General features: G+C 59.8%; 27 protein-coding genes. 16 read left to right on the top strand and 11 right to left on the bottom strand.

All coding sequences use genetic code 11. From position 1 onward, the window contains the following. Positions 1 to 11 precede the first annotated feature (11 nt). Positions 12 to 698, bottom strand: a complete 687-nt coding sequence (locus CKW18_RS22995; protein ID WP_095190895.1) for an LrgB family protein — start codon at positions 696 to 698, stop codon at positions 12 to 14. Further along, positions 688 to 1,074, bottom strand: coding sequence for a CidA/LrgA family protein (locus CKW18_RS22990; RefSeq protein ID WP_095190894.1), 387 nt, complete (start codon positions 1,072 to 1,074; stop codon positions 688 to 690). The genes CKW18_RS22995 and CKW18_RS22990 overlap by 11 nt, the downstream gene beginning before the upstream one ends. 95 nt (positions 1,075 to 1,169) lie before the next feature. Here CKW18_RS22990 and CKW18_RS22985 point away from each other — a divergent pair, with 95 nt between their 5' ends. Then, positions 1,170 to 2,057, top strand: coding sequence for a LysR family transcriptional regulator (locus tag CKW18_RS22985; protein WP_095190893.1), 888 nt, complete (start codon positions 1,170 to 1,172; stop codon positions 2,055 to 2,057). On the opposite strand, the gene CKW18_RS22980 is transcribed toward CKW18_RS22985, so the two are convergent. Further along, complete coding sequence (locus CKW18_RS22980) at positions 2,047 to 2,505, bottom strand: flavodoxin (protein WP_095190892.1); 459 nt, start codon at positions 2,503 to 2,505, stop codon at positions 2,047 to 2,049. The genes CKW18_RS22985 and CKW18_RS22980 overlap by 11 nt on opposite strands. A gap of 153 nt (positions 2,506 to 2,658) precedes the next feature. On the opposite strand from CKW18_RS22980, the gene CKW18_RS22975 reads away from it, so the two are divergent. Together CKW18_RS22975 and CKW18_RS22970 are read left to right on the top strand one after the other, a co-directional pair. Further along, the gene (locus tag CKW18_RS22975; RefSeq protein ID WP_095190891.1) at positions 2,659 to 3,135 is read left to right on the top strand and encodes a PAS domain-containing protein; all 477 of its coding nucleotides are present in this window, start codon (positions 2,659 to 2,661) and stop codon (positions 3,133 to 3,135) included. 54 nt (positions 3,136 to 3,189) lie between these two features. After that, positions 3,190 to 3,795, top strand: a complete 606-nt coding sequence (locus tag CKW18_RS22970) for a hypothetical protein (protein ID WP_095190890.1) — start codon at positions 3,190 to 3,192, stop codon at positions 3,793 to 3,795. Positions 3,796 to 3,798: 3 nt separating this feature from the next. On the opposite strand, the gene CKW18_RS22965 is transcribed toward CKW18_RS22970, so the two are convergent. Then, positions 3,799 to 4,758: a MerR family transcriptional regulator gene (locus CKW18_RS22965; RefSeq protein WP_095190889.1), complete on the bottom strand. Its 960-nt coding sequence runs from the start codon at positions 4,756 to 4,758 to the stop codon at positions 3,799 to 3,801. Positions 4,759 to 4,967: 209 nt separating this feature from the next. On the opposite strand from CKW18_RS22965, the gene CKW18_RS22960 reads away from it, so the two are divergent. From CKW18_RS22960 to CKW18_RS22935, 6 genes are all read left to right on the top strand, one after another. Beyond that, on the top strand, positions 4,968 to 5,543 hold the full coding sequence (locus CKW18_RS22960; protein ID WP_095190888.1) for an antibiotic biosynthesis monooxygenase: 576 nt from the start codon (positions 4,968 to 4,970) through the stop codon (positions 5,541 to 5,543). A 136-nt stretch (positions 5,544 to 5,679) separates the two neighbouring features. After that, the gene (folM, locus tag CKW18_RS22955; RefSeq protein WP_095190887.1) at positions 5,680 to 6,390 is read left to right on the top strand and encodes a dihydromonapterin reductase; all 711 of its coding nucleotides are present in this window, start codon (positions 5,680 to 5,682) and stop codon (positions 6,388 to 6,390) included. A 21-nt stretch (positions 6,391 to 6,411) separates the two neighbouring features. Beyond that, a complete protein-coding gene (gene folE / locus CKW18_RS22950) occupies positions 6,412 to 6,972 on the top strand; it encodes a GTP cyclohydrolase I FolE (RefSeq protein ID WP_095190886.1) in 561 nt (186 codons plus the stop codon). Further along, positions 6,973 to 7,344, top strand: a complete 372-nt coding sequence (gene folX, locus CKW18_RS22945; protein ID WP_095190885.1) for a dihydroneopterin triphosphate 2'-epimerase — start codon at positions 6,973 to 6,975, stop codon at positions 7,342 to 7,344. It abuts the gene before it with no gap. Positions 7,345 to 7,412: 68 nt separating this feature from the next. Then, positions 7,413 to 7,709, top strand: coding sequence for a DUF1244 domain-containing protein (locus CKW18_RS22940; RefSeq protein ID WP_095190884.1), 297 nt, complete (start codon positions 7,413 to 7,415; stop codon positions 7,707 to 7,709). Continuing rightward, positions 7,702 to 8,040, top strand: coding sequence for a HopJ type III effector protein (locus tag CKW18_RS22935; RefSeq protein ID WP_095190883.1), 339 nt, complete (start codon positions 7,702 to 7,704; stop codon positions 8,038 to 8,040). The genes CKW18_RS22940 and CKW18_RS22935 overlap by 8 nt, the downstream gene beginning before the upstream one ends. A gap of 191 nt (positions 8,041 to 8,231) precedes the next feature. On the opposite strand, the gene trxB is transcribed toward CKW18_RS22935, so the two are convergent. Continuing rightward, a complete protein-coding gene (gene trxB, locus CKW18_RS22930) occupies positions 8,232 to 9,194 on the bottom strand; it encodes a thioredoxin-disulfide reductase (RefSeq protein ID WP_095190882.1) in 963 nt (320 codons plus the stop codon). Positions 9,195 to 9,505: 311 nt separating this feature from the next. On the opposite strand from trxB, the gene cysZ reads away from it, so the two are divergent. Next, positions 9,506 to 10,258: a sulfate transporter CysZ gene (gene cysZ, locus CKW18_RS22920; protein WP_095190881.1), complete on the top strand. Its 753-nt coding sequence runs from the start codon at positions 9,506 to 9,508 to the stop codon at positions 10,256 to 10,258. Positions 10,259 to 10,312: 54 nt separating this feature from the next. Next, the gene (locus CKW18_RS22915; protein ID WP_095190880.1) at positions 10,313 to 11,512 is read left to right on the top strand and encodes a glycosyltransferase family 1 protein; all 1,200 of its coding nucleotides are present in this window, start codon (positions 10,313 to 10,315) and stop codon (positions 11,510 to 11,512) included. Between the two features lie 107 nt (positions 11,513 to 11,619). On the opposite strand, the gene CKW18_RS22910 is transcribed toward CKW18_RS22915, so the two are convergent. From CKW18_RS22910 to CKW18_RS22900, 3 genes are all read right to left on the bottom strand, one after another. After that, positions 11,620 to 12,723: an NADH:flavin oxidoreductase gene (locus CKW18_RS22910; protein ID WP_095190879.1), complete on the bottom strand. Its 1,104-nt coding sequence runs from the start codon at positions 12,721 to 12,723 to the stop codon at positions 11,620 to 11,622. 187 nt (positions 12,724 to 12,910) lie between these two features. Further along, entirely contained in the window at positions 12,911 to 13,393 is a 483-nt protein-coding gene (locus CKW18_RS22905; RefSeq protein WP_095190878.1) for a glutathione peroxidase, read from the bottom strand. 124 nt (positions 13,394 to 13,517) lie between these two features. Next, a complete protein-coding gene (locus CKW18_RS22900; protein ID WP_095190877.1) occupies positions 13,518 to 14,003 on the bottom strand; it encodes a peptidylprolyl isomerase in 486 nt (161 codons plus the stop codon). Between CKW18_RS22900 and CKW18_RS22895 the strand changes: the two genes are divergently transcribed. The 3 genes from CKW18_RS22895 to CKW18_RS22885 are packed head-to-tail and all read left to right on the top strand — an operon-like array spanning position 13,972 to position 17,364. Continuing rightward, a complete protein-coding gene (locus CKW18_RS22895; protein ID WP_095190900.1) occupies positions 13,972 to 14,298 on the top strand; it encodes a DUF3565 domain-containing protein in 327 nt (108 codons plus the stop codon). The two genes, CKW18_RS22900 and CKW18_RS22895, sit on opposite strands and share 32 nt — an antisense overlap. Positions 14,299 to 14,358: 60 nt before the next feature. Then, entirely contained in the window at positions 14,359 to 16,458 is a 2,100-nt protein-coding gene (gene pta / locus CKW18_RS22890; RefSeq protein WP_095190876.1) for a phosphate acetyltransferase, read from the top strand. After that, positions 16,459 to 17,364 (top strand): acyltransferase, encoded by a 906-nt coding sequence (locus tag CKW18_RS22885; RefSeq protein WP_095190875.1) that lies wholly within the window; start codon positions 16,459 to 16,461, stop codon positions 17,362 to 17,364. Between the two features lie 193 nt (positions 17,365 to 17,557). Here CKW18_RS22885 and cysN read toward each other — a convergent pair whose 3' ends face one another. The 3 genes from cysN to CKW18_RS22865 all read right to left on the bottom strand — a co-directional run bounded on the left by cysN (position 17,558) and on the right by CKW18_RS22865 (position 21,399). Beyond that, entirely contained in the window at positions 17,558 to 19,456 is a 1,899-nt protein-coding gene (gene cysN / locus CKW18_RS22880; RefSeq protein WP_095190874.1) for a sulfate adenylyltransferase subunit CysN, read from the bottom strand. Between the two features lie 9 nt (positions 19,457 to 19,465). After that, a complete protein-coding gene (gene cysD / locus CKW18_RS22875; protein WP_007912374.1) occupies positions 19,466 to 20,383 on the bottom strand; it encodes a sulfate adenylyltransferase subunit CysD in 918 nt (305 codons plus the stop codon). Between the two features lie 257 nt (positions 20,384 to 20,640). Continuing rightward, positions 20,641 to 21,399, bottom strand: coding sequence for a Nif3-like dinuclear metal center hexameric protein (locus CKW18_RS22865; protein ID WP_095190872.1), 759 nt, complete (start codon positions 21,397 to 21,399; stop codon positions 20,641 to 20,643). A 103-nt stretch (positions 21,400 to 21,502) separates the two neighbouring features. On the opposite strand from CKW18_RS22865, the gene algW reads away from it, so the two are divergent. Further along, the gene (gene algW, locus CKW18_RS22860) at positions 21,503 to 22,660 is read left to right on the top strand and encodes a Do family serine endopeptidase AlgW (protein ID WP_095190871.1); all 1,158 of its coding nucleotides are present in this window, start codon (positions 21,503 to 21,505) and stop codon (positions 22,658 to 22,660) included. 89 nt (positions 22,661 to 22,749) lie between these two features. Continuing rightward, the gene (locus tag CKW18_RS22855) at positions 22,750 to 24,867 is read left to right on the top strand and encodes a TonB-dependent siderophore receptor (protein WP_095190870.1); all 2,118 of its coding nucleotides are present in this window, start codon (positions 22,750 to 22,752) and stop codon (positions 24,865 to 24,867) included. Positions 24,868 to 24,874: the final 7 nt, after the last annotated feature.

The raw sequence follows: 24,874 nt of genomic DNA, 5'->3' as shown, positions 1-24,874 counted from the left end.
TTGGATCCATGTCAAAGCAACGACGCCAATAATGGCGCGGCGAACAGATTGAGCAAACCGGTCAGCACCATCACCAGCCCCGCCACCGAGCCTTCTTCGCCACCCACTTCATGGGCTCGACTGACCCCGGCACCGTGCGCGCCGACACCGAACAGCGCGCCCCGCGCCAGGGCACTGCGCAACGGCAGCCACTTCAAGAGCACGCCGCCGAGCATTGCACCGAACACCCCGGTGAACATCACAAACACCGCCGTCAGTTCCGGCACGCCACCGAGGTCCTGCGCCAGTGGCATGGCGAACGGCGTAGTGATCGAGCGCGGCACCAGTGACATCGTCACCGAACTGTCCAGCGCCAGCGCCTTGGCCAGACCGAACGAGGTAGCGATCGATGCCGCACTGCCGGCCAGCATGCCCAGTAACAATGCCGACCAGTGCCGCATCAACAAACGCCGTTGCTGCCAGATCGGCACGGCGAAAGCGACCGTGACCGGGCCGAGTACCAGCATCAGCCAATGGGTGTTGCTGGAGTATTCGGCGTAAGCGGTGTGCAGCGGCACGGCGAGTGCCAGCAGCAATGCCGGCACCAGAATCAGCGGGGACAACAGGTAACGCCCGGTACGCCGATAAATCCAGCGGCTGAACAGATACGCCAGCAAGGTGAAGGCAAGCCAGAACATCGGCATCAGTTCAAGCTTCATGGGAACGCCTCAGGCGCACGGCCACTTCCACGGTGAACGCGGTCACCAGCATCACCATCAACGTGCTGGCGGCGATGACCAGCAGAATCCGCCAGCCGTCATTGCGCAACAACGCGCCGTAGTCGAGCAGACTCATCAGCGCCGGAATAAAGAACAACAGCATCTCGGCCATCAACAAGCCCGCCCCCAGTTGCAGAGCTGCCGGTTTGACCCAGCCAAAAGCGAACGCCAGCAGCAACAGCGCCATGCCGATCACCCCGCCGGGAATCGGCAAGGTCAGCCAGAGGGCAAGTTGGCAACCAAGCAGGTAGAGGCCGAGCAACACGGCGAGCTCGGCGACCAGACGGGAAAGATGTTTGAGGTTTGAGGCGTTCATGGTGGGCTCCTGACAGGCGCTTATTTTACGAAGCGGCCTGCCATCCCAGAAGCGAATTGTTAGACTCACAGCCATTCCAAAAAGGAATCAGGCCAATGGAATTCAAACAGCTGCGCAGTTTTGTCGAAGTCATGCATCAGGGCGGGTTCACTCAAGCGGCGAAAACCCTGCACATCAGCCAGTCGGCAGTGAGCAAACAAGTCGCGCAGCTGGAGCAGAGCCTCGGCACGCCATTACTCGAACGATTGGGCTCACAGCTGCGCCTGACGGCGGCTGGCAGCGTGGTATTGCAACGCGCTGAAGGCATGTTGCGTTTGCGCAATGAGTTGCTCGTTGAGCTGGACGACCTCAGTCATCTGGCCCGTGGCGAACTGCGCCTCGGTTTGCCGCTGCTGGGCAGTGATGCGCTGTTCGCCGGGCTGTTTGCCGAATACCGGCGGCGCTACCCGAATATCAGCATTCAGTTGCTTGAAGGCGGCAGCCGCAACATCGAACAAGCGGTGTTGAGCGGCGAACTGGAGTTGGGTGGCAGTCTGCTGCCGAAAGATCCGCAGTTCGACTTCCAGCCATTTTGCGATGAGAAACTTGATGCGTTGCTGCCGGCGGATCATCCGCTGGCCGATCGGGGTGAGATCGGGCTGGAAGAACTGGCCGACACGCCGTTCCTGCTCTATCAGCGCAGCTTTGTGCTCAACGACCGCTTGCTCCAGGCCTGTCAGCAACTGGGCTTTACGCCGAAGGAAGGCGGCCGTAGCGGTCAGGCGGATTTTCTCGCAGCGCTGGTGGCGGCCGGGCAAGGCGTGGTGCTGTTGCCCAGCGTGGTCGCGCGCGGTCTGGTACGGCCTGGCGTGGTGCGCCTGACCTTACGCGCGCCGGACTATTTACGCTGGGACATCGCCTTCATCTGGCGTCAGGGCGCCTACCTGTCGAAAGCCGCGCAAGCCTGGCTGGCCCTGTTGGGCGAGCGGCCGATCAGCCCTTGAGCGCGCCGATCAGATCCGCCAGCCATGGCTCGGCGTCGGTTTCCGGAGTGACGCTTTCGCTGGCGTCGATACGCAGCATGTCCTGCACCTCGCGCAGCCCCAGTTCGCTGAAGAACAGCTCACGCATTTGCTCGCCACCGCCGCAGAACGTATCGCCATAGCTGGCGTCGCCCAAGGCAATCACCGCGCCCGGCATATCGCGCCACGCTGCCGGCAATTGATCACGGATAGTCGAATACAGCGGTTGCAGGTTGTCCGGCAACTCGCCCATGCCGGTGGTCGACGTCACGGCAAGGAACGCTTCAGGTCCGAAAGACTGGACATCGGCAAGGCTGGCGCGTGAGTTGTAGAAGGTTTCAAAGCCAGCGGCTTTCAGCAGGTTCTGGGCGTGGCGGGCGACTTCTTCGGCGGTGCCGTAGACCGAACCGGAGAGAATGGCGACTTTCATCAATCTGATCCTGAAACTGAAAAAAAGAGCGCAGATAGTAACAGTCCCCAAGGCTAAGCTGCGATTGGATCTCAACTGGCAGCGATGGCCAGTAGACAGCGCCTACGGTTCTTCTAGAATGCCAGCCAACAACAATGCTGAAGGTAATCAAGGATGATCAACGCCAGCCTGCTGCAAATGGTGATCAACGCGTCGAACGATGGGGTTGTCGTCGCAGAGCAAGAGGGCGAGCAGGATGCCATCCTGATTTACGTCAACCCGGCCTTCGAACGCCTGACCGGCTACTCCAGTGAGGAAATCCTCTACCAGGACTGTCGTTTTCTGCAAGCCGGTGACCGTGATCAGGCAAGCCTTGGGCGGATTCGCGAGGTGTTGCGCAACGGCGGGTCATGCCGGGAAATCCTGCGTAACTATCGCAAGGACGGCACACCGTTCTGGAATGAACTGTCGCTGTCGACGGTAAAAAATGCCGCCGATGGCCAGACGTATTTCGTCGGGGTGCAAAAGGATGTGACCGTTCAGGTCAAGGCTCAGCAGCGTGTGGCGCAACTGGAAGCCCGGGTCGCCGCGCTGGAAACAGAGCTGGCGGGTCTGAAATCGACGAACGGCGCAAACAAAACAGCGAACTAACGGTCATTAACTACAATCACCAATGACTTTGTAACTATTACTTTCGAGTTAATCATGCAGCGCGATGCCCTCCTGACCCAGGATGAGCTGGATTTCATCCAGACCATGCAGCACAACCCGCAGCTCAATGTGCGGGATGCAACGTCGAGTCTGCTGGTTAATGGTGGTTCGCAGATCCGTGACTTGCTGACGCGTCTGGCGGCTCACGAGCAAGTGACCATTCAGGCCAGCTTTGAAAATCAGCAGATGACCTTTCCGCTGCATCTGGTGGAAGACGAGTTTCATGCGCTGCATCTGCGCCTGGGCGTACCGAGCATTTTCGAAGACGGGCCGATGGTGCGCCCATGGCGACTGACCCTGGAAGAACCGGTGGCGCTGGAAAACGCCAAAGGCCAACCGGGCACGATGTGGGTTCACGAGGTTTCGCACAAAGGCGTGCTGCTGGAAATGCGCAACAAGACCAAACCACCCAAGCACTTCGCATTGTGGTTCAGCCCTTCAGGTTATGAGCGGATTTCCCTGCGCGGCAATTTCGAACGAGAAACCGAAAGCGGTTTCTACGCTTACGAATTGAGCCAGACCGATGCGGACGAAACCGAGCGTCTGCGCCAGTTCATCCTGCAACAACACCGCCTGACCCACCCTGCCCTGCACACCTGACGCTCAGGTATCGAGTTTGCCCGTCAGTATCTGCATCAGACGCTTACGCATGGTCGCCCCTTCATTACCAACGCAACCGATCGACGTTCCGCTGAGGCTTTCCTGCGCCAGATCGGACGCATCTCCCGCCAACAACAACTGGCAATCCAGACTCAACGCCAAACGGTTCAAACGCCGTGGCAATTCCGGGCTCGGCGCATGGTTGGAGAACAGCACCAGCGCCTGCGGTTTGATCCTTTCGCAGACCAGCGTCAATTCATCGAACGGCTGCCCGGTGGTCAGCACCCGCACCCCCGATTCACTGGTGCTGAGAAACAACGCCGCCACCAGCAGTTCCAGCTCACGACACTGACCGGCCAAGGCGCTGACAATGATCTTGCGCGTCTGTGAGCCGCGTAACGCAATGATTCGCTGCAATACCCGCGTGCGCAGGTAACCATCGAGAAACAGCCATTCGCTGGTTTGCCCAAAGGCGTCCTGACGCTGCAGCAATTGCCGCCAGAGCGGCATCAGAATGTCCTGAAACACCACTGGCAAAGCATACGAAGAGAAGATCTGACCATAAACCCGGTCCAGTTCAACGTCATCAAAGGCGCTGACCGCTCTTTGCAACTGGTGCTGCCATTGCTGGTAGTCGGACTGCACCAGATCATCAGGAATGATGTGTGCCAACACTTTCAACGGATCGGTTTTAGCGAGGATCTTGCCGATCTTGCTGACCGCGACACCTCGGTCGATCCACTCGACGATGCTGCGAACGCGATCGATATCGGTCATCGAATACAAGCGATGCCCACTTTCGGTGCGCGTCGGCTCAATCAGACCATAGCGCCGCTCCCATGCGCGCAGCGTGACCGGGTTGACGCCGGTCAGTCGTGAGACTTCGCGAATGGGAAACAGATCTTCGCGCTCAAGCGCAACGGTTGCCTGCGAAGCAGGGCTTTCGTCCGTCATGACAGGCATGGGGCGGTCAACGTCCAAGTGGATTTTGGATCCCACTCTAACCCCGATGCACCATTTTGGTTCAAGCGATGATCTGCGACGAAAGTCTCTGGTTTAATTGCGAAAATCAGGAATAATCCTTGCTTGTTAAAAAACGCGGGCCACTACCCCGGCCCTCGTACTGCAAAGCTCTTACCCGGAGCGACGCACTCGAAATACGGAGATACACAATGTCTACTTCCCCCGTCACGCTGATGGTTGCCCGTCGCGTCGCCGATGGCCGCTACCAGGATCTGATCGCCTGGCTGCGCGAAGGCGAGCAACTGGCCACTGACTTCCCCGGGTATCTCGGCTCCGGCGTGCTGGCTCCGCCGCCCGGCGATAACGAATTCCAGATCATTTTCCGCTTCGTCGATGAACAGACGCTGCATGCGTGGGAGCACTCGGCTTCACGTACCGCCTGGCTGGACCGCGGTTCTGACCTGTTTGCCCATCCCAAGGAGCATCGCGTCAGCGGCATTGAAGGCTGGTTCGGCGCAGGTACCGTGGGTGCACGCCCGCCGCGCTGGAAACAGGCTGTGGCGATCTGGCTGGCGTTCTTTCCGGTGTCGCTGCTGTTCAATTTTGTCCTCGGCCCGCTGCTCGCCGACATGAGCCTGTTGGCGCGGGTGCTGATCAGCACGGCGGGCCTGACACCGCTGATGGTGTACTTCTTTATTCCGCTGTCGACACGGTTACTGGCCAACTGGCTGAACAGCACGCCTGTGCGGCCGTTGCCTGCAGCGCCCTCAACGCAAAACCGCTAAAAGATCGCAGCCTCGTTGCACTCGACAGCTCTTGCAGGATAGGTGGACGTTCCCTGTGCAGGAGCTGCCGAAGGCTGCGATCTTTTATGGCCCACCGCTGTTATAGTTTTTGCTTTAACCGCGACGCGAGCCGCTCATGACCCCAAATTCTGCCCCGATCCTCATTACCGGTGCCGGCCAGCGTGTCGGGCTGCATTGTGCGCAGCGTTTGCTCGAAGACGGCCACCGCGTGATCTTCACCTATCGCAGCGCTCGCCCTGGTGTGCAAGTGCTGCGGGATCTGGGCGCCATCGGCGTGTTCGCCGACTTTTCCAGCGAGTCGGGCATTCTCGCCTTCATCGCCGAATTGAAAACCCACACCGACAGCCTGCGTGCCATTGTGCACAACGCTTCTGAATGGCTGGCAGAGACTCCGGACAGCGAAGCTGAAGCCTTCACGCGCATGTACAACATTCACATGCTCGCGCCCTACCTGATCAACCTGCACGGGGCCGATCTGCTCAGGCAATCGACGCCTGCGGACATCATCCACATCAGCGACGATGTCACCCGCAAGGGCAGCAGCAAGCACATCGGTTATTGCGCCAGCAAAGCCGGACTCGACAGCCTGACCCTGTCGTTCGCAGCGCGTTATGCGCCGGCAATCAAGGTCAACGGCATCGCGCCGGCCCTGCTATTGTTCAACCCCGACGACGACGCGGCGTACCGCGCCAAGGCGCTGGCCAAATCCGCACTGGGCATCGAGCCCGGCAGCGAAGTGATCTATCAGAGCCTGCGCTATCTGCTCGACAATCCGTATGTCACCGGCACGACCCTGACCGTCAACGGCGGACGGCACGTCAAATAACCCCGCCCGCGAGGATGTTCCATGACCCGTTCCCTGCCAGAAAACTACCGTGAGATCCTCATCGGCCTCGGGGAAAATCCCGACCGTGAAGGGTTGCTCGACACCCCGGTGCGCGCGGCGAAGGCCATGCAATACCTGTGTCACGGTTATGGGCAGAGCGTCGATGAGATCGTCAATGGCGCACTGTTTGCCTCGGACAGCGACGAGATGATCATCGTCGCCGACATCGAGTTGTACTCATTGTGCGAACATCACCTGCAGCCCTTCATCGGCAAGGCCCATGTGGCTTATATTCCGACAGGCAAGGTGCTGGGGCTGTCGAAGATCGCGCGACTGGTGGACATGTTCGCCCGGCGCCTGCAGATTCAGGAAAACCTCACCCGGCAGATCGCCGACGCGGTGCAGCAAGTCACCGATGCCGCTGGCGTCGCGGTCGTCATCGAGGCCAGACACATGTGCATGATGATGCGCGGTGTCGAGAAACAGAATTCGACCATGAACACCTCGGTCATGCTTGGCGCCTTCCGCGACTCGAGCAACACCCGCCAGGAGTTCCTGCAATTGATTGGACGGAGCAAATAAATGTCACAACTTCAACCGGGAATGGCGCGCATCCGGGTCAAGGATCTGCGCTTGCGCACCTTTATCGGGATCAACGAGGACGAGATCCTCAACAAGCAGGATGTGCTGATCAACGTCACCATTCTGTACGCCGCGCAGGAAGCGGTGCGTGATAACGACATCGACCACGCACTCAATTACCGCACCATCACCAAGGCGATCATCGCCCACGTCGAGGGCAACCGCTTTGCGCTGCTTGAACGACTGACCCAGGAATTGCTCGATCTGGTGATGAGCAACGGCTCGGTGCTGTATGCCGAAGTCGAAGTCGACAAGCCCCATGCGCTGCGTTTTGCCGAGTCGGTGTCGATTACCCTCGCGGCCAGCCGCTGAGCGTGTCTGGCGCATTGGTTGCCAGACTTTTATCATCCGCGCCACGAATTGACTGCACAGAGCCCATCATGACCGAGCAACAACGCCTCGAACTCGAAGCCGCCGCCTTCCGCCGGCTCGTCGCCCATCTGGACAGCCGCATGGACGTGCAAAACATCGACCTGATGAACCTCGCCGGGTTCTGCCGCAACTGCCTGTCGAAGTGGTACAAGGCCGAAGCCGACGAGCGCCAGATCGAAGTCAGTCTCGACGACGCCCGCGAAGTGGTTTACGGCATGCCGTACGCCGAGTGGAAAGCCCGATTTCAGCAAGAAGCCAGCGCCGAACAACAAGCGGCGTTCGCCAAAGGAAAACCCAATGAGTGATCTGAACACCCTGCGCGCCAGCCTCAAGAGCGGCGAACACGTTTTCGCCGACACCCTGGCTTTCATCGCCAACGGTTACGACTACCAGCCTCAGGCGTTCAACAACGGTGGTGTGGAAAACGCTGCCGGGCAGAACGAAGGTTCGTGCAAGACCCTGGGTCTGGCGCTGCTGGAAGGCCTGAGCGATGAAGAAGCGCTGCTGGCGTTCGGCGAGCATTACCGCTCCGTAGTGGCGACGCCTGAGGGCAGTGATCACGGCAATATTCGGGCGCTGATCAAGCATGGCCTGGCCGGCGTGAAATTCACCGCGCAACCCCTGACCCGCCGCTGATTCCTCCAGCCACACACAATCCCTGTGGGAGCGGGCTTGCTCGCGAAAGCGGTGTGTCTGTCACCAAAAATAGTGCCTGACACGACGCCTTCGCGAGCAAGCCCGCTCCCACATTGGGTATGTGGCGTAGCTGAAATCGCGGGCACAAAAAAACCGGCCAATCTCTGGCCGGTTTTTTTATGCCTGCGATCTTAGAACGAAGCGTTCTGCAGACCATCCAGATAGCGCTCGGTGTCCAGTGCTGCCATGCAGCCGGCGCCGGCCGAGGTGATGGCCTGGCGGTAAACGTGGTCAGCCACGTCACCGGCGGCAAAGATGCCTTCGACGCTGGTTGCGGTGGCGTTGCCGTCACGGCCGCCCTGCACGACCAGATAACCGTCTTTGAGGGTCAACTGGCCTTCGAACAGCGAGGTGTTCGGAGTGTGGCCGATGGCGATGAACACGCCGTCGACTTTGATCTCGTCGAAGCTGCCGTCGTTGTTCTTCAGACGCGCACCGGTCACGCCCATATTGTCGCCCAGTACTTCGTCGAGGTTGGCGTTCAACTTGAGGATGATCTTGCCTTCGGCCACACGGGCGTTGAGCTTGTCGATCAGGATCTTCTCGGCGCGAAAGGTTTCGCGACGGTGGATCAGGGTCACGGTGCTGGCGATATTGGCCAGATACAGCGCTTCTTCAACAGCGGTGTTGCCGCCGCCAACCACTGCAACAGGCTTGTTACGGTAGAAGAAACCGTCGCAGGTCGCGCAGGCGGAAACGCCTTTGCCCATGAACGCTTCTTCCGACGGCAGGCCCAGGTAACGAGCGCTGGCGCCGGTGGCGATGATCAGCGCGTCGCAGGTGTAGGTCGCGCTGTCGCCGGTCAGGCTGTATGGCTTGGAAGCGAAGTCCACCGCGTTGATGTGATCAAAGACGATCTCGGTTTCAAAACGCTCGGCGTGCTCGCGCATGCGCTCCATCAGTACCGGGCCGGTCAGGCCGTGGACATCGCCCGGCCAGTTGTCGACTTCGGTGGTGGTGGTCAGTTGACCGCCAGCCTGCATGCCGGTGATCAGCAGTGGCTTGAGGTTGGCACGGGCGGCATAGACCGCAGCGCTGTAACCGGCAGGGCCGGAACCGAGAATAATCACTCGCGAATGACGGACTTCAGACATGACCTGCTCCTGTTGACCGGGCCGAAAAACTGGCGCGGAACGCCGGACTGCCGGCGGGAATAAAAAAGGACCGTGGAAAACCTTGGGGAAGGCTTGAGCTCGACAGTCCTATAAAAAGTTGGGTGCAGCGTATCGAGGGGGGCAAGATTAAGGAAATACGGTTTAACAATCCAGCTCATAGGTGGTCTCTATGCCGACACACTGACGAGATGGACGTCTTTGTTACAGTGGATGTCGATCACTCTGCCGCGCTTTCGCACGTAGTGCAAAGCCGGTAAGGTCGGCGCGTTTTCCCTTGCTCGGAGCACCTTATGCCCGCACCCGTTCTGTCCGGCCCGCAATACCTGCGCGAAGGCCTCAAACTGGTCCTTAGCCCCAGCCTGCGATTGTTTGTGCTGCTGCCGCTGGCCATCAACCTGGTGTTGTTCGTCGGATTGATCTATCTGGCCGGCCACCAGTTCAGCCTGTGGGTCGATACGCTGATGCCATCGCTTCCCGAATGGCTGAATTTCCTCAGTTACATCCTGTGGCCGCTGTTCGTGTTACTGGTGGCGTTGATGGTGTTTTTCACCTTCACCATGCTCGCCAACATCATTGCAGCGCCCTTCAACGGCTTCCTCGCGGAAAAAGTCGAAGTGGTGGTGCGCGGCACCGATGACTTCCCGGCGTTCAGCTGGGGCGAACTGGTCGCGATGATCCCGCGCACCCTCGCTCGGGAAATGCGCAAACTCGGCTATTTCCTGCCGCGTGCCATCGGCCTGTTCATCCTCTCGTTCATCCCGGTGGTGAACATCGTTGCCGCGCCGCTGTGGCTGCTGTTCGGTGTGTGGATGATGGCAATCCAGTACATCGACTACCCGGCGGACAACCACAAACTGGGCTGGAACGAGATGCTCGCCTGGCTGCGCGAGAAGCGCTGGCAGAGCATGAGCTTTGGCGGGATCGTCTATCTGGTGTTGCTGATCCCTGTGGTCAACATCCTGATGATGCCCGCGGCTGTGGCTGGCGCGACGTTGTTCTGGGTGCGTGAGCGCGGCGCGGAGAACCTCGTCACTCAACGCTGAGCCGGTCTCAAACAGTCGGTCACAAATCCATCATCCGAACGTCACAAGCACGACATGGCCTCAGCCGACACTGAGGCCATGACGACAGCTCTACACATCACTCTGATCAGCGAAACCTTCCCACCGGAAATCAACGGCGTGGCCAATACCCTTGGCCGCTTGTGCGACGGCTTGCGCGCGCGCGGGCATCGGGTCGAACTGGTGCGCCCGCGCCAGGCCGACGATCCACAGCGCTGTGAGGACGATGCCTTGCTGCTTTGCCGGGGCTGGCCGTTGCCGGGCTATCCGGGGCTGCAATGGGGTCAGTCGTCAATGCACAAATTGCTGCGACGCTGGAAGCGTCAGCGCCCGGATGTGCTGTACATCGCCACGGAAGGCCCGCTGGGCCTGTCGGCATTGCGCGCGGCACGGCGCCTGGGGATTTCAGTGGTCAGTGGTTTTCACACAAATTTCCAGCAGTACACCAGTCAGTACGGCCTCGGTCTCCTGACACGGATGCTGACCCACTACCTGCGCTGGTTTCACAACCGTTCAGCGCTGACGCTGGTGCCGAGCATCAGCCAACGGCTGGAGTTGGAGCGCAGGCACTTCGAGCGTTTGGCGTTGTTGTCGCGAGGTGTCGACAGCCAGTTGTTCCACCCGGCCAAACGACTGAACGCTCTTCGAGAGCAATGGGGACTGGGCGAGCGGGATATTGCGGTGATTCACGTAGGAAGGCTCGCACCAGAGAAAAACCTTGGCTTGCTCAAACGCAGCTTTGAAAAACTGCGCAGCACTTATCCACAGCGCAATCTGAAACTGATCGTGGTCGGTGACGGGCCGCAACGCCTGGCACTGGAAAAGGACCTGCCGGAGGCGATCTTCTGCGGCTCACAACGCGGTGAAGCCTTGGCGGCGCACTATGCATCGGGTGATGTGTTTCTGTTTCCGAGCCTGACGGAAACCTTCGGCAATGTGGTACTCGAAGCACTGGCGTCGGGGCTTGGCGTGGTGGCTTACGATCAGGCAGCGGCGGCGCAGCATATTCGTCATGGATACAACGGCGTGCTGGCGATGCCGGGAGATGAGGAAGCGTTTTGCGATGCGGCGGCGTGGTTGCTGGAGGAAGATGAGACTTTACGTTGTGTGCGCTTGAATGCGCGGCAGCATGCGAGTCGCCAGGGCTGGGCGGCGATTATCGAGCAGTTTGAAGGTCATTTGCGTGGGGCTTGTGTCGGGGAGCAGGTTGTCCCGGATGCACAGACATTGCCTTGATTACCGCTGACGTTAAGCCGTCTTCGCGAGTAAGCCCGCTCCCACATTGGAATGCATTTCAATTGTGGGAGCGGGCTTGCTCGCGAAGGGGCCTATGAAGGCGCCCGTTAAACCAGCGTCATCAACGCCTCGCGGCTGAACGGCAGAATGTCCTGCTCACGCCCTTCGCGCACTTTCTGCGCCCAGTCCGGATCGACCAGCAGCGCGCGACCCACCGCCACCAGATCAAACTCCTCTTTATTCAGACGCTCCAGCAGGTTCTCCAGACTGGCCGGTTGCGCGACCTTGTCGGTGTTGACCATGAACTGCAGGAACTCGCCATCCAGGCCGACGCTGCCGACAGTGATGGTCGGTTTGCCGGTGAGCTTGCGCGTCCAGCCCGCCAGGTTCAGCTCGGAGCCGTCGAACTCCGGCTCCCAGAAACGCCGCGTCGAACAGTGGAAAATATCCACACCGGCCTCGGACAACGGCTTGAGGAACTCGCCCAGCGCCTCCGGTGTTTGCACCAGACGCGCGGTGTAATCCTGCTGCTTCCACTGCGAGAAACGGAAGATGATCGGGAAGCCCTCACCGACCGCTGCGCGCACCGCTTGAATCAACTCAATAGCGAAACGCGAACGATTGGCCAGGCTGCCGCCGTATTCGTCGGTGCGCTGGTTGCTGCCTTCCCAGAAGAACTGGTCGACCAGGTAGCCGTGGGCACCATGGATTTCGACGCCATCCATGCCGATGGCTTTGGCGTCTTTAGCGGCCTGAGCGAACGCAGCGATAACGTCCTGAATGTCCTGTTTGGTCATGCCGTGCACGACGACCTGACCGTCCTTGAGTTTTTCCGTCGGGCCGTACCCCGGCACGCTGGCGTCCGGCTCGGTGCCGATACGACGCACGCTGCCGACGTGCCACAGTTGCGGAACGATCTTGCCGCCTTCGGCGTGTACGGCATCAACGACTTTTTTCCAACCGGCCAGCGCGGCCTCACCGTAGAAGTGCGGCACGTTCGGGTAGCCGTTGGAGGCCTTGTGGCCGACGGTGGTGCCTTCGGTGATGATCAGGCCCACACCCGCCGCCGCGCGACGACGGTAGTACTCGATGAACTTAGAGTTCGGCACGCCGCCCGGGGAAAACGAACGGGTCATTGGCGCCATGACCACACGGGTCGGCAGTTCGAGGGCACCGAGGTGGAACGGTTTGAACAAGGCTTGAACCGGCATTGGAAGGCTCCACAAGGAATGTCTTTATGACGGCGATAATATGGGCCGACGAAGCCATTGAACAGCACTATTGATTTGGGTGATTAAGGATTAAAAGACAGAAAGCAAAAGATCGCAGCCTTCGGCAGCTCCTACAGTTGATCTCATGTAGGAGGGGCCGAAGGCTGCGATCTTTTGATCTTGATGTTCAGCTCAGCGCTTTTTCAATCGCATGAACAATGGTCGGATCATCCGGCGCCGTGCGTGGCGAGAATCGCGCCAGCACCCGGCCGTCCTTGCCGAGCAGGAACTTCTCGAAATTCCAGGTGATATCACCGGGAAACTCCGCGCCCTCGCCCGCCAGCAGACGGTAGAGCTGATGACGATCGTGGCCGTTGACTTCGAGCTTGCTCGACAACGGGAACGTCACGCCATAGTTGAGGCTGCAGAATTCCTGAATTTCCTGTTCGCTGCCAGGTTCCTGGCCGGCAAACTGGTTGCACGGCAGGCCCAGGACGCTGAAGCCTTTGCCTTTGAATTGCTGATAAAGGTTTTCCAGCGCTGCGTACTGAGGCGTCAGGCCGCATTTGGAGGCGACGTTGACCACCAGCACGACTTGGCCCTTGAAGGGCGCCAGCGGTAGCTCCTGACCATCCAGGGCTGTCAACTTAAGGTCGTGAAAAGCACTCATGACGTACTCCAGGATTCCCGTGTTCTTCTCGAAACAGCCACTTGGCGAGACCACCAAGGACAGCCGCGGACTAAAAAGGCGCCCGCGGGCGCCTCTCCAGTTCTCGAAAGCTTAGCGCAGAAAATCAGTGCTGATGGCCACCTTCGCCATGGACGTGACCATGAGCGATTTCTTCCTGGCTGGCGTCACGGATAGCAACGATCTTCACTTTGAAGTTCAGACGCTGACCGGCCAGTGGGTGGTTGCCGTCGACAGTGACGTCGTCGCCGTCCAGGTCACGGATGGTGACGATTTGCATTTGGCCGTCCGGCGCCGAAGCGTGGAACTGCATGCCGACTTCCAGCTCGTCAACGCCTTCGAACATGCTGCGGCTCAGAGTGCTGACCAGTTCGGCTGCGTATTCGCCGTAAGCGTCTTCCGGTTCAACGGAGACTTCCAGTTCGTCACCAACAGCTTTGCCTTCCAGGGCTTTTTCCAGGCCCGGGATGATGTTGCCTGCGCCTTGCAGGTAAACCAGCGGAGCGCCGCCGGCAGAGCTGTCGATGACCTCACCAGCGTCGTTGGTCAGGGTATAGTCGATGGAGACAGCCTTATTGGCGGCGATCAGCATGGGGCGAGACCTTTTGCATAAGAATATAGAAAGGCCAAGTTTAGCGAAGCAATCGCGCGAAAGCGAACACAACCCGGACAAACGGGATTCAACGATCACAGGCTTGCATCAAGACGAGGACGCTCATTGGGTGGCCGAGCTTTCCTGTGGACACACGCAACACCTGCGCCATCAGCCGCCATGGCAATCGCGAGCGTGGGTATTGGACCCGGGGCAACGTATTGAAAAAATAGGCCAACCCTTTGCCTGCGGTTGGTGCGCACAAGGCTCGGTTAGCGATAACCTTGGCGACTGAATTTCGGCTGATCGTCAGCTATAGGCGACGGCCATTGCCATGCACCCTTAGAGAATTCGCATGCAAACTTTTTTTATCGCACCCACCGATTTTGGCGTGGGCCTGACCTCCATCAGCCTCGGGCTAGTGCGTACTTTGGAGCGCGCCGGGCTGAAAGTCGGCTTCTTCAAACCGATTGCCCAGCCGCATCCGGGCGACACCGGGCCTGAGCGCTCCACTGAACTGGTGGCACGTACCCATGGCCTGAGACCGCCGCAACCGCTGGGCCTGGCCCATGTCGAGCGGATGCTCGGCGACGGTCAGCTCGATGAGTTGCTGGAAGAAATCATTACCCTGTATCAGCAAGCGGCTGTCGGCAAAGACGTGCTGGTGGTTGAAGGCATGGTGCCGACCCGCAGCGCCAGTTACGCGGCGCGGGTCAATCTGCATTTGGCCAAAAGCCTCGATGCCGAGGTGATCCTGGTCTCGGCGCCGGAAAACGAAGTGCTCGCCGAACTCTCCGGCCGCGTCGAGTTGCAGGCGCAATTGTTCGGAGGCCCGAAGGACCCGAAAGTCCTTGGCGTGATCCTCAACAAGGTCAAGACCGACGAGAGCATGGACGCCTTCGCCACGCGCCTGAAGGAACATTCGCCACTTCTGCGCAGCGGTGATTTCCGCCTGCTCGGCTGCATCCCGTTCCAGCCGGAACTCAACGCGCCGCGCACCCGCGACGTCGCCGACTTGATGGGCGCGCAAGTGCTCAATGCCGGCGACTACGAAACCCGACGCATGACCAAAATCATTATCTGCGCGCGAACCATGCGCAACACCGTCGAGCTGCTCAAGCCTGGCGTGTTGGTGGTAACGCCGGGCGACCGCGACGACATCATCCTCGCGGTCAGCCTCGCGGCGATCAACGGCGTGCCGCTGGCCGGCCTGCTGCTGACCAGCGACACCCTGCCCGACCCGCGCATCATGGACTTGTGCCGTGGCGCGTTGCAGGCCGGTCTGCCGGTGTTGTCGGTGAGCACCGGCTCCTACGACACCGCCAACCTGCTCAACGGCCTGAACAAGGAAATCCCCATTGATGACCGCGAGCGCGCGGAGATCATCACCGATTTCGTCGCCAGCCATCTGGACGCCAACTGGCTGCATCAGCGTTGCGGCACACCACGGGAAATGCGCCTGTCGCCAGCGGTGTTCCGTTATCAATTGATTCAGCGCGCCCAGGCGGCGAACAAACGCATCGTCCTGCCCGAAGGCAGCGAACCGTTCACCGTGCAGGCGGCGGCCATCTGTCAGGAACGCGGGATTGCCCGTTGCGTGTTGCTGGCCAAACCCGAGGACGTCGAAGCCGTGGCCCGCGCGCAAGGCATCGTCTTGCCGCCAGGCCTGGAAATCCTCGATCCGGACCTGATCCGCGAGCGCTACGTCGAGCCGATGGTCGCCCTGCGCAAGACTAAAAGCCTCAACGCGCCAATGGCCGAGCAGCAACTGGAAGACACCGTGGTGATCGGCACCATGATGCTCGCACTGGACGAAGTCGACGGGCTGGTTTCGGGTGTGATCAACACCACCGCCAACACCATTCGCCCGGCCCTGCAGCTGATTAAAACGGCGCCAGGCTGCACGCTGGTGTCGTCGGTGTTCTTCATGCTGTTCCCGGAAGAAGTGCTGGTCTACGGCGACTGCGTGATGAACCCGCACCCAAGCGCATCGGAGCTGGCCGAGATAGCCCTGCAAAGCGCCGACTCGGCGGCCGCGTTCGGCATCACCCCGCGCGTGGCGATGATCAGTTACTCCAGCGGCGAATCGGCCACCGGTGAAGAAGTCGAAAAAGTCCGCGAAGCCACCCTGCTCGCCCACGAGCAACAGCACTCGTTGCTGATCGATGGCCCACTGCAATACGACGCCGCCGCCAACGCGGAAGTCGCCCGGCAACTGGCTCCGAACAGCCAGGTGGCCGGTCGCGCCACCGTGTTCGTGTTCCCCGACCTCAACACCGGCAACACCACCCACAAAGCCGTGCAGCGCAGCGCCGACTGCGTCAGCCTCGGCCCGATGCTGCAAGGCCTGCGCAAACCGGTGAACGACTTGCCGCGCGGCGCGCAAGTCGATGACATCGTCTACACCATCGCCCTCACCGCGATTCAAGCCGCCAACCGACCTATGGATGTGTAAATGCTGGATTTTCTACCTGCACCGCTGCGCGGCGTGATCGCCTCACTGTTGTTGGCGCTCAACACGATTCTGCTCTGCTCGTTTCTGTTCTGCGTGGCGCTGATCAAAGTGCTGCCATTCAGCCTCGCCCGACGCGCATCGCTCTGGCTGATGAGCCACACCCACGAAGCGTGGATCAGCAACAACAAAGGCTGGATGAACCTGGTGCGCCGCACCCGCTGGCACCTCAGCGGCCTGCAGGGTCTGGACTACAAACACTCGTATCTGATCACCAGCAACCATCAGAGCTGGGTCGATATTCTGGTGCTGCAATACGTGCTCAACCGGCGCATTCAGCCGCTGAAGTTCTTCCTCAAGCAGGAGCTGATCTGGGTGCCGGTGATCGGTCTGGCGTGGTGGGCACTCGGCTTCCCGTTCATGAAACGCTACTCCAAGGCCTACCTGGCAAAGCACCCGGAGAAGAAAGGCAAAGACCTGGAAACCACCCGCAAGACCTGCGCGAAATTTCGCGACAACCCGGTGGGGATTTTCAACTTCGTCGAAGGCACGCGCTTCACTGAAGGCAAGCATGCCCAGCAGCAGTCGCCGTTCAAATACCTGCTCAAACCCAAGGCCGGTGGCATTGCCTTTGTGCTCGATGCCATGGGCGAGCAGCTGGAATCGATCGTCAACGTGACCATCCACTATCCGGCCGGGCGTCCGGGATTCTGGGACCTGCTGTGCGGCAATGTGCGGGACGTAGTGGTGCACTTTGAAGAGCTGAAGATTCCCCAGCAATTCATTGGCAAGAATTACGATCAGGACGGCGAATACCGCCTGCAGTTCCAGGGCTGGATCAATCAGCTGTGGCTGGACAAGGATGCACTGCTGGAACAGATGCACCGCGAATATCCAGCCAAACACTAACCCCCTGTGGGAGCGAGCCTGCTCGCGAAAGCGGTGGATCAGCTTGCAAAGATGTTGAATGAGATAACGCTTTCGCGAGCAGGCTCGCTCCCACAGTTTTGATCGCCGTATGCCCGAATAAAAAAAAGCCCGCCGATGATTGCTCATCGGCGGGCTTTTTCTTGCCGCTAGAAGCTTGTCGCAGCTTCAGTGCTTAGATCGCGCCACGTTTACGCAGCAGATCCAGCACTTGCTTGACGCTTTCTTCCAGCGTCAGCGACTGGGTGTCGATCACCAGATCGGCATTGAGCGGCACATCGTACGGGAAAGACTCGCCCGGAATGTTATCGCCACCCGCCGCATACAACCCTTGCGGATCACGCTCGGCACACACGGTCGGCGAAGCCTGCACATAAACCGTCAGCAGACGATCCTTGCCAATCAGATCCTTGGCCTGCTCGCGGCCTTCGGCGCTAGGCGCGACGAATGCCGCCAGCGTCAGCAGGCCCGCCTCGTTGAACTGACGCGCAACATGCGCAGCACGGCGCCAGTTCTCGGTACGGCCGGCGCGATCCTGTGGCAGACCTTTATTGAGGTCGTGACGCAGATTCTGACCATCGAGCACAAACACTGCGCGGCCCATGTCGAACAACTTGCGCTCGACCGCATAGGCCAACGTGCTCTTACCCGCGCCCGACAGACCGCTGAACAACACAGTGGCCGGTTGCTGGCCGAAACGCTGAGCGCGCTCTTCAGTGGCAACATGCGCCAGTTTGCCGTGGTGCGAAGCCGTGCCGTGAGCCAGCGGCTGAGCGACGATCATGCCGGCACCGACGGTGCCGTTGGTCAAACGGTCGATGATGATAAATGCGCCGGTGGTGCGGTTGCTCTCGTAACCGTCGAGGGCGATCGGCGCATCGAGCGCGATCTTCACCTTGCCGATTTCGTTGAGCTGCAACGCGCTCGCCGGGCCTTCTTCAAGGGTATTCACGTCGACCTTGTTGACGATGCTGGCAATCGAGCCCGGCACGTAACTGGTGGCGCGCTTGATGTCGTATTTCTTGCCCGGCAGCATCGGCTCTTCAGCCATCCACACCAGCATCGCTTCGAAGCTGTCGGTGACCGGCGGCACGTTGTCGGCATGCACCAGCAGGTCGCCACGGGAGATGTCGATTTCGTCTTCCATGGTCAGCGTCACCGCTTGACCGGGGCCTGCGTGTTCCAGTTCACCTTCGAAGGTGACGATGGATTTCACGCGGCTGCTCTTGCCCGACGGCAACACCACGACTTCGTCGCCCTTCTTGACGATGCCGCTGGCCAGGGTGCCGGCGAAACCGCGGAAGTTCAGGTTCGGACGGTTGACGTACTGCACCGGGAAACGCAGATCGGTGAAATTGCGGTCGCCCGCCACTTCCACGGTCTCGAGGATTTCCATCAGCGACTGGCCGGTGTACCAAGGCGAGCGCTCGGATTTGTTCACCACGTTGTCGCCCTTGAGAGCCGACATCGGCACGAAGTGCATGCTGGTCGGCTTCATCTTCAAGCCTTCGGCGAACTTCAGGTAGTCGGCCTTGATCGACTCGAACACGCCCTCATCGAAGTCTTTGAGGTCCATCTTGTTGATGGCGACAACGATGTGTTTGATCCCAAGCAGCGAGGCGATAAAGCTGTGGCGACGGGTCTGGGTCTGCACGCCGTAACGGGCGTCGACCAGGATGATCGCCAGGTCACAGGTAGACGCACCAGTGGCCATGTTGCGGGTGTACTGCTCATGGCCGGGGGTGTCGGCGATGATGAATTTGCGCTTGGCGGTGGAGAAGTAGCGGTAGGCGACATCGATGGTGATGCCCTGCTCACGCTCGGCCTGCAGGCCGTCGACCAGCAATGCCAGGTCAATGTCTTCGCCGGTGGTGCCGACTTTCTTCGAGTCGCGGGTGATCGCTTCCAGGTGATCTTCGTAGATCATCTTGGAGTCGTGCAGCAGGCGCCCGATCAGGGTGCTCTTGCCGTCATCGACGTTACCGCAGGTCAAAAAGCGCAGCAGCTCTTTACGTTCGTGCTGGCCCAGGTAGGCGAGGATGTCCTCGCTGATCAAATCAGATTGATGCGACATGACAGCCCCTTAGAAATAGCCTTGACGTTTTTTATCTTCCATGGAGCCGGCGCCATCGTGGTCGATGACACGGCCCTGGCGCTCGGAAGTTCGCGTCAGGAGCATTTCCTGAATGATGTCCGTCAGGCTTTCGGCCTCGGACTCCACCGCGCCCGTCAACGGGTAGCAGCCAAGGGTGCGGAAACGCACTTTCTTTTTGACGATGCGCGCTTTGTCTTCATCGGACAGATGCTCAAGGATGCGCTCGTCGTCGATCATGATCAGCGTGCCGTTCTTCTCGATCACTTCGCGCTCGGCGGCGAAGTACAGCGGCACAATCGGGATGCCTTCGAGGTAGATGTACTGCCAGATGTCCAGTTCGGTCCAGTTCGACAACGGGAACACACGAATGGATTCGCCCTTGTTGACCTTGCCGTTGTAGACGTTCCACAGCTCTGGACGCTGATTTTTCGGATCCCAGCGGTGCTTGCTGTCGCGGAACGAGTACACGCGCTCTTTGGCGCGGGATTTCTCTTCATCACGGCGGGCACCGCCGAACGCTGCGTCGAAACCATGCTTGTCGAGTGCCTGCTTCAGGCCCTCGGTCTTCATGATGTCGGTGTGCTTGGCGCTGCCGTGGGTGAACGGGTTGATGTTCTGCGCCACGCCGTCCGGGTTGATATGGGTGATCAGATCCAGGCCCAGTTCTTCGACCATCTTGTCGCGGAACTTGTACATCTCCTGGAATTTCCACCGGGTGTCGACGTGCATCACCGGAAACGGCAGTTTGCCCGGGAAGAACGCCTTGCGTGCCAGGTGCAGCATCACGGCGGAGTCTTTACCGATGGAGTACAGCATCACCGGGTTGTCGAACTCGGCGGCCACCTCGCGGATGATGTGGATGCTTTCCGCCTCCAGCTGTTTCAGATGCGTCAGTTTGTCGACCATGGCTACTCACGAAAGCTTTCTTATGAACGGCCAGCGGGCCGTGTTCGAGCGGGGAATCCTAGCACAGCGACCTCTTCTAATCAGGACGCCAACTAGATCGAAAGGGTATATGAATATGCCCACTCGTTTGGGCGCACAGCCGCTTTTCCTGTGGGAGGGGGCTTGCTCCCGAATGCGGTGTGTCATTCGAAATCATCGTCGAATGACACACCGCATTCGGGAGCAAGCCCCCTCCCACATTGGAGAGATGTTTAACCTCAGATCGGATTCGGGCAATCGATGAAGATGTGCTCGAGGGCAAAGCGCTTCGCCAGGTAATCGCCCAATGCCTGGACGCCATAGCGCTCGGTCGCGTGATGGCCGGCGGCAATGAAGCTGATGTCGTTTTCCCGGGCGCTGTGGAACGTCTGCTCGGAGGCCTCACCGCTGAGAAACAGATCGACACCCGCTGCCACACCGTGATCGATATAACCCTGACCGCCTCCGGTGCACCAACCGACCCGGCGAATCATCGCGCTGCCTTCGACCAATAGCGGCTCACGACCCATGACTTCCTGGACCTTGCGGGCAAAATCGCGCGGGGTCATCGGCTCGTTAAGCGAACCGACCAGACCGACGATTTTCAGGTTGTCCGGGTCCAGAGGGCCTTCGACGGTGATGTCCAGTTGACGGGCCAACTGCACGTTGTTGCCAACGTCCGGATGCAGATCCAAGGGCAGGTGATAGGCGAGCAAACTGATGTCGTGCTTGAGCAGGGTCTTGAGTCGGCGCTGCTTCATGCCGGTGACGCACGGGTTTTCACCCTTCCAGAAATAACCGTGGTGCACCAGTATCAGATCGGCTTCGGCTTCGACAGCGGCGTCAAGCAAGGCCTGGCTGGCGGTCACGCCGCTGACGATGCGCATCACCTGCGGACGCCCCTCGACCTGCAAGCCGTTGGGGCAATAATCGGCAATTTTCGCACTGCCAAGGTAACGGTCGGCTTCTTCGACGAGGGTGCTGAGGGCGACGGCCATGAAAGACTCCTAAATATCCCGTTCAGAGGCACGCGCGGCCTCGTATAATGCGCGACATTATGGGCGGTCTGACCCCGCCTGCAACTTTTCCAGGACGTGCTTAATGCTCAAGGCGCTACGTTTTTTCGGCTGGCCGCTGTTGGCCGGTGTGCTGATCGCTCTGTTGATTATTCAGCGTTACCCGCAGTGGGTCGGGCTACCGAGCCTCGACGTCAACCTGCAACAGGCTCCGCAAACCACCAGCGTGCAGCAGGGGCCGGTGTCCTATGCGGATGCGGTGACGATCGCCGCGCCGTCGGTGGTCAACCTCTACACCACCAAAGTCATCAACAAACCGGCTCATCCGCTGTTTGAAGACCCGCAGTTCCGCCGCTTCTTCGGCGACAACTCGCCGAAACAGAAGCGCATGGAGTCGAGCCTCGGCTCCGGTGTGATCATGAGCCCGGAAGGCTACATCCTGACCAACAACCACGTGACCAGCGGCGCCGATCAGATTGTCGTGGCGCTCAAGGATGGCCGCGAAACCCTCGCCCGAGTGATCGGCAGCGACCCGGAAACCGACCTCGCCGTCCTGAAAATCGACTTGAAAACCCTTCCGGCAATCATTGTCGGCCGTTCCGACAACATCCGTATCGGCGACGTCGCGCTTGCCATCGGTAACCCGTTTGGCGTGGGCCAGACCGTGACCATGGGCATCATCAGCGCCACCGGGCGCAATCAACTGGGCTTGAACAACTACGAAGACTTCATCCAGACCGACGCAGCGATCAACCCCGGCAACTCTGGTGGTGCGCTGGTCGACGCCAACGGCAACCTCACCGGTATCAACACCGCGATCTTCTCCAAGTCCGGCGGTTCACAAGGCATCGGTTTTGCCATCCCGGTGAAACTGGCGATGGAAGTGATGAAGTCGATCATTGAGCACGGTCAGGTGATTCGTGGCTGGCTGGGCATCGAAGTGCAGCCACTGACTCAGGAGCTGGCCGAGTCGTTTGGCTTGTCCGGGCGGCCGGGGATTGTCGTGGCGGGGATTTTCCGCGATGGCCCGGCGCAGAAGGCCGGCCTGCAGCTGGGCGACGTGATCCTCAGCATCGACGGCGAACCGGCCGGTGATGGCCGCCGTTCGATGAACCAGGTGGCGCGGATCAAACCGACCGATAAAGTAACGATTCAGGTAATGCGCAACGGCAAGGAAATCAAGCTTACGGCTGAAATCGGACTGCGCCCACCACCCGCACCGGTGCAGGAAAAAGAAAAATAAGACTTTATATTCGCGTCATCGGCGCGAATAACAGACATTCTCAACAGGCATGTTATATTGTTTCAATTTAATCATTGGAACAACATAACATGTCGTCTCGAAAAAAGGCCTCGCTGTTCAGCCTGACCCTGGGTTTGCCCCTTGCCTTGCTGGGTGAACCGGCCTTCGCCGAAGAACCGCAGCCGCTCGAACTTGAAGCGATCAGCGTCACCTCCGACTACGAATCCGCCACCGGTCCCGTCAAAGGCTACCGCGCGACCCGCTCGTCCAGCGCCACCAAAACCGACACCGCGATCCGCGATATTCCCCAGGCCATCAGCGTGGTGCCCGCCAGCGTGCTCAAGGATCTGGGCAGTACCAGCGTCGAACGCGCACTGGACTTTGCCGGCGGCGTTTCGAAGCAGAACAACTTCGGCGGTCTGACCCTCTACGAATACAGCGTGCGCGGCTTCACCACCTCGGAGTTCTACAAGGACGGCTTCAGCGCCAATCGCGGTTACCCGGCCACCCCCGACGCCGCCAACATCGAGCGCATCGAAGTGCTCAAAGGCCCCGCCGCCAGCCTGTATGGCCGAGGCGATCCGGGCGGTACGGTGAACATCGTCACCAAGAAACCGCAACCTGAAGCCTTTACCACCCTGCAAACCAGCGCCGGCAGTTGGGATCGCTATCGCACCGCGCTGGACGTCAACACGCCACTCGATGAACAGGGTGATGTGCTCTCGCGGATCAACCTCGCCGTCGAGGACAACCACAGCTTCCGCGATCACGTCGACAGCCAGCGCGTGTTCGTCGCGCCCTCGATCAGTTGGCAACTCAATCCCGACACATCGCTGCTGGTGGAAAGCGAAATCGTCCGCCACAACTCCACGTTCGACCGTGGCATCGTCGCGCCGAACAACAAGTGGAGCGGCGTTTCGCGCTCGACCTTCCTCGGCGAACCCAACGACGGCAACATCAACAACCACAACAATCTGCTTCAGGCCACCCTCGAACATCACCTCAATGACGCCTGGAAACTGCGTCTGGCCAGCCATTACAAGGAAGGCAAACTCTGGGGCGACGCGTCCGAGAGCCGGGCGCTGAACGCCGATGGCCATACGCTCAACCGACGCTATCGCGAGCGCGACACCCGCTGGCACGACAGCATCACCCAACTGGAATTGCGCGGTCTGTTCGACCTCGGCCCGTGGCAACACGAATTGCTGATCGGCAGCGAGTACGAGAACTACCGCAAGAACGAGCGCGTCACCACCATCGCTGGCGGCCCTTACGCGATCGACCTCTACAAGCCGATCTACGGCCAACCGAAACCCAACGGCGCCCGCTCCGGTACCGACCTTTTCGAACACGTCGAAAGCCATGCGCTGAACCTGCAGGATCAAATCGTCTTCAGCGACAAACTGCGCGGAATGATCGGCGCGCGCTTCGAGCACTTTGATCAACGCATCGACGATCACACCCGCAACGCCAAAAGCCAGCAGACCCACGACGCCCTCACCCAACGCGCCGGCCTGCTCTATCAGTTGACGCCGAACACCGGCCTGTTCGCCAACGCCTCGACCTCGTTCAAACCGAACAACGGCCTCGATGCCTCCGGCAAATCCTTCGATCCGGAAGAAGGCGTCGGTTACGAAATCGGCATCAAGAACGAACTGTTCGACGAACGCCTGAGCAGTACCCTCGCCTTCTTCCACATCGACAAGGAAAACGTCCTCGCCCTCGACCCGGGCACCGACACCAGCCGGGCCATGGGCAAGGCACGCAGTCGCGGTTTCGACTGGCAAGTGACCGGGCAAGTAACCGATGCAGTACGGGTGATCGGCGCATTCGCCTACATCGACGCTGAAGTGACCAAGGGCGACGCGGCGATCCCGACCGGCAGCCGTATCCTCGGCGTGGCCAAACGCAACGGAAGCCTGCTCGGTGTGTACGAGTTTCAGGATGGTCATTTACGTGGCTCGGACGTCGGCGCGGCCTTCACCTATGTCGGCGATCGCTCCGGTGAGGCCGGCGGTGATTTTGAAATGCCGGCCTATCACACCGTCGATCTGCTGGCCCATTACAAGGCCAGCGACAACGTCACCGTTGGCCTAAACCTGAACAACCTCTTCGACGAAAAATACTATGAGCGCTCTTACAGCAATTACTGGGTCAACCCCGGCGAGCCGCGCAATTTCACCGTCAGCCTGACACTCAACCTGTAAAAGGACG

This window comes from Pseudomonas sp. Irchel 3E19 (assembly GCF_900187585.1).
Classification (GTDB): domain Bacteria; phylum Pseudomonadota; class Gammaproteobacteria; order Pseudomonadales; family Pseudomonadaceae; genus Aquipseudomonas; species Aquipseudomonas baetica.
Note: the sequence above shows the minus strand (reverse complement) of the source record. Positions and strands in the feature narration are given on the sequence as shown.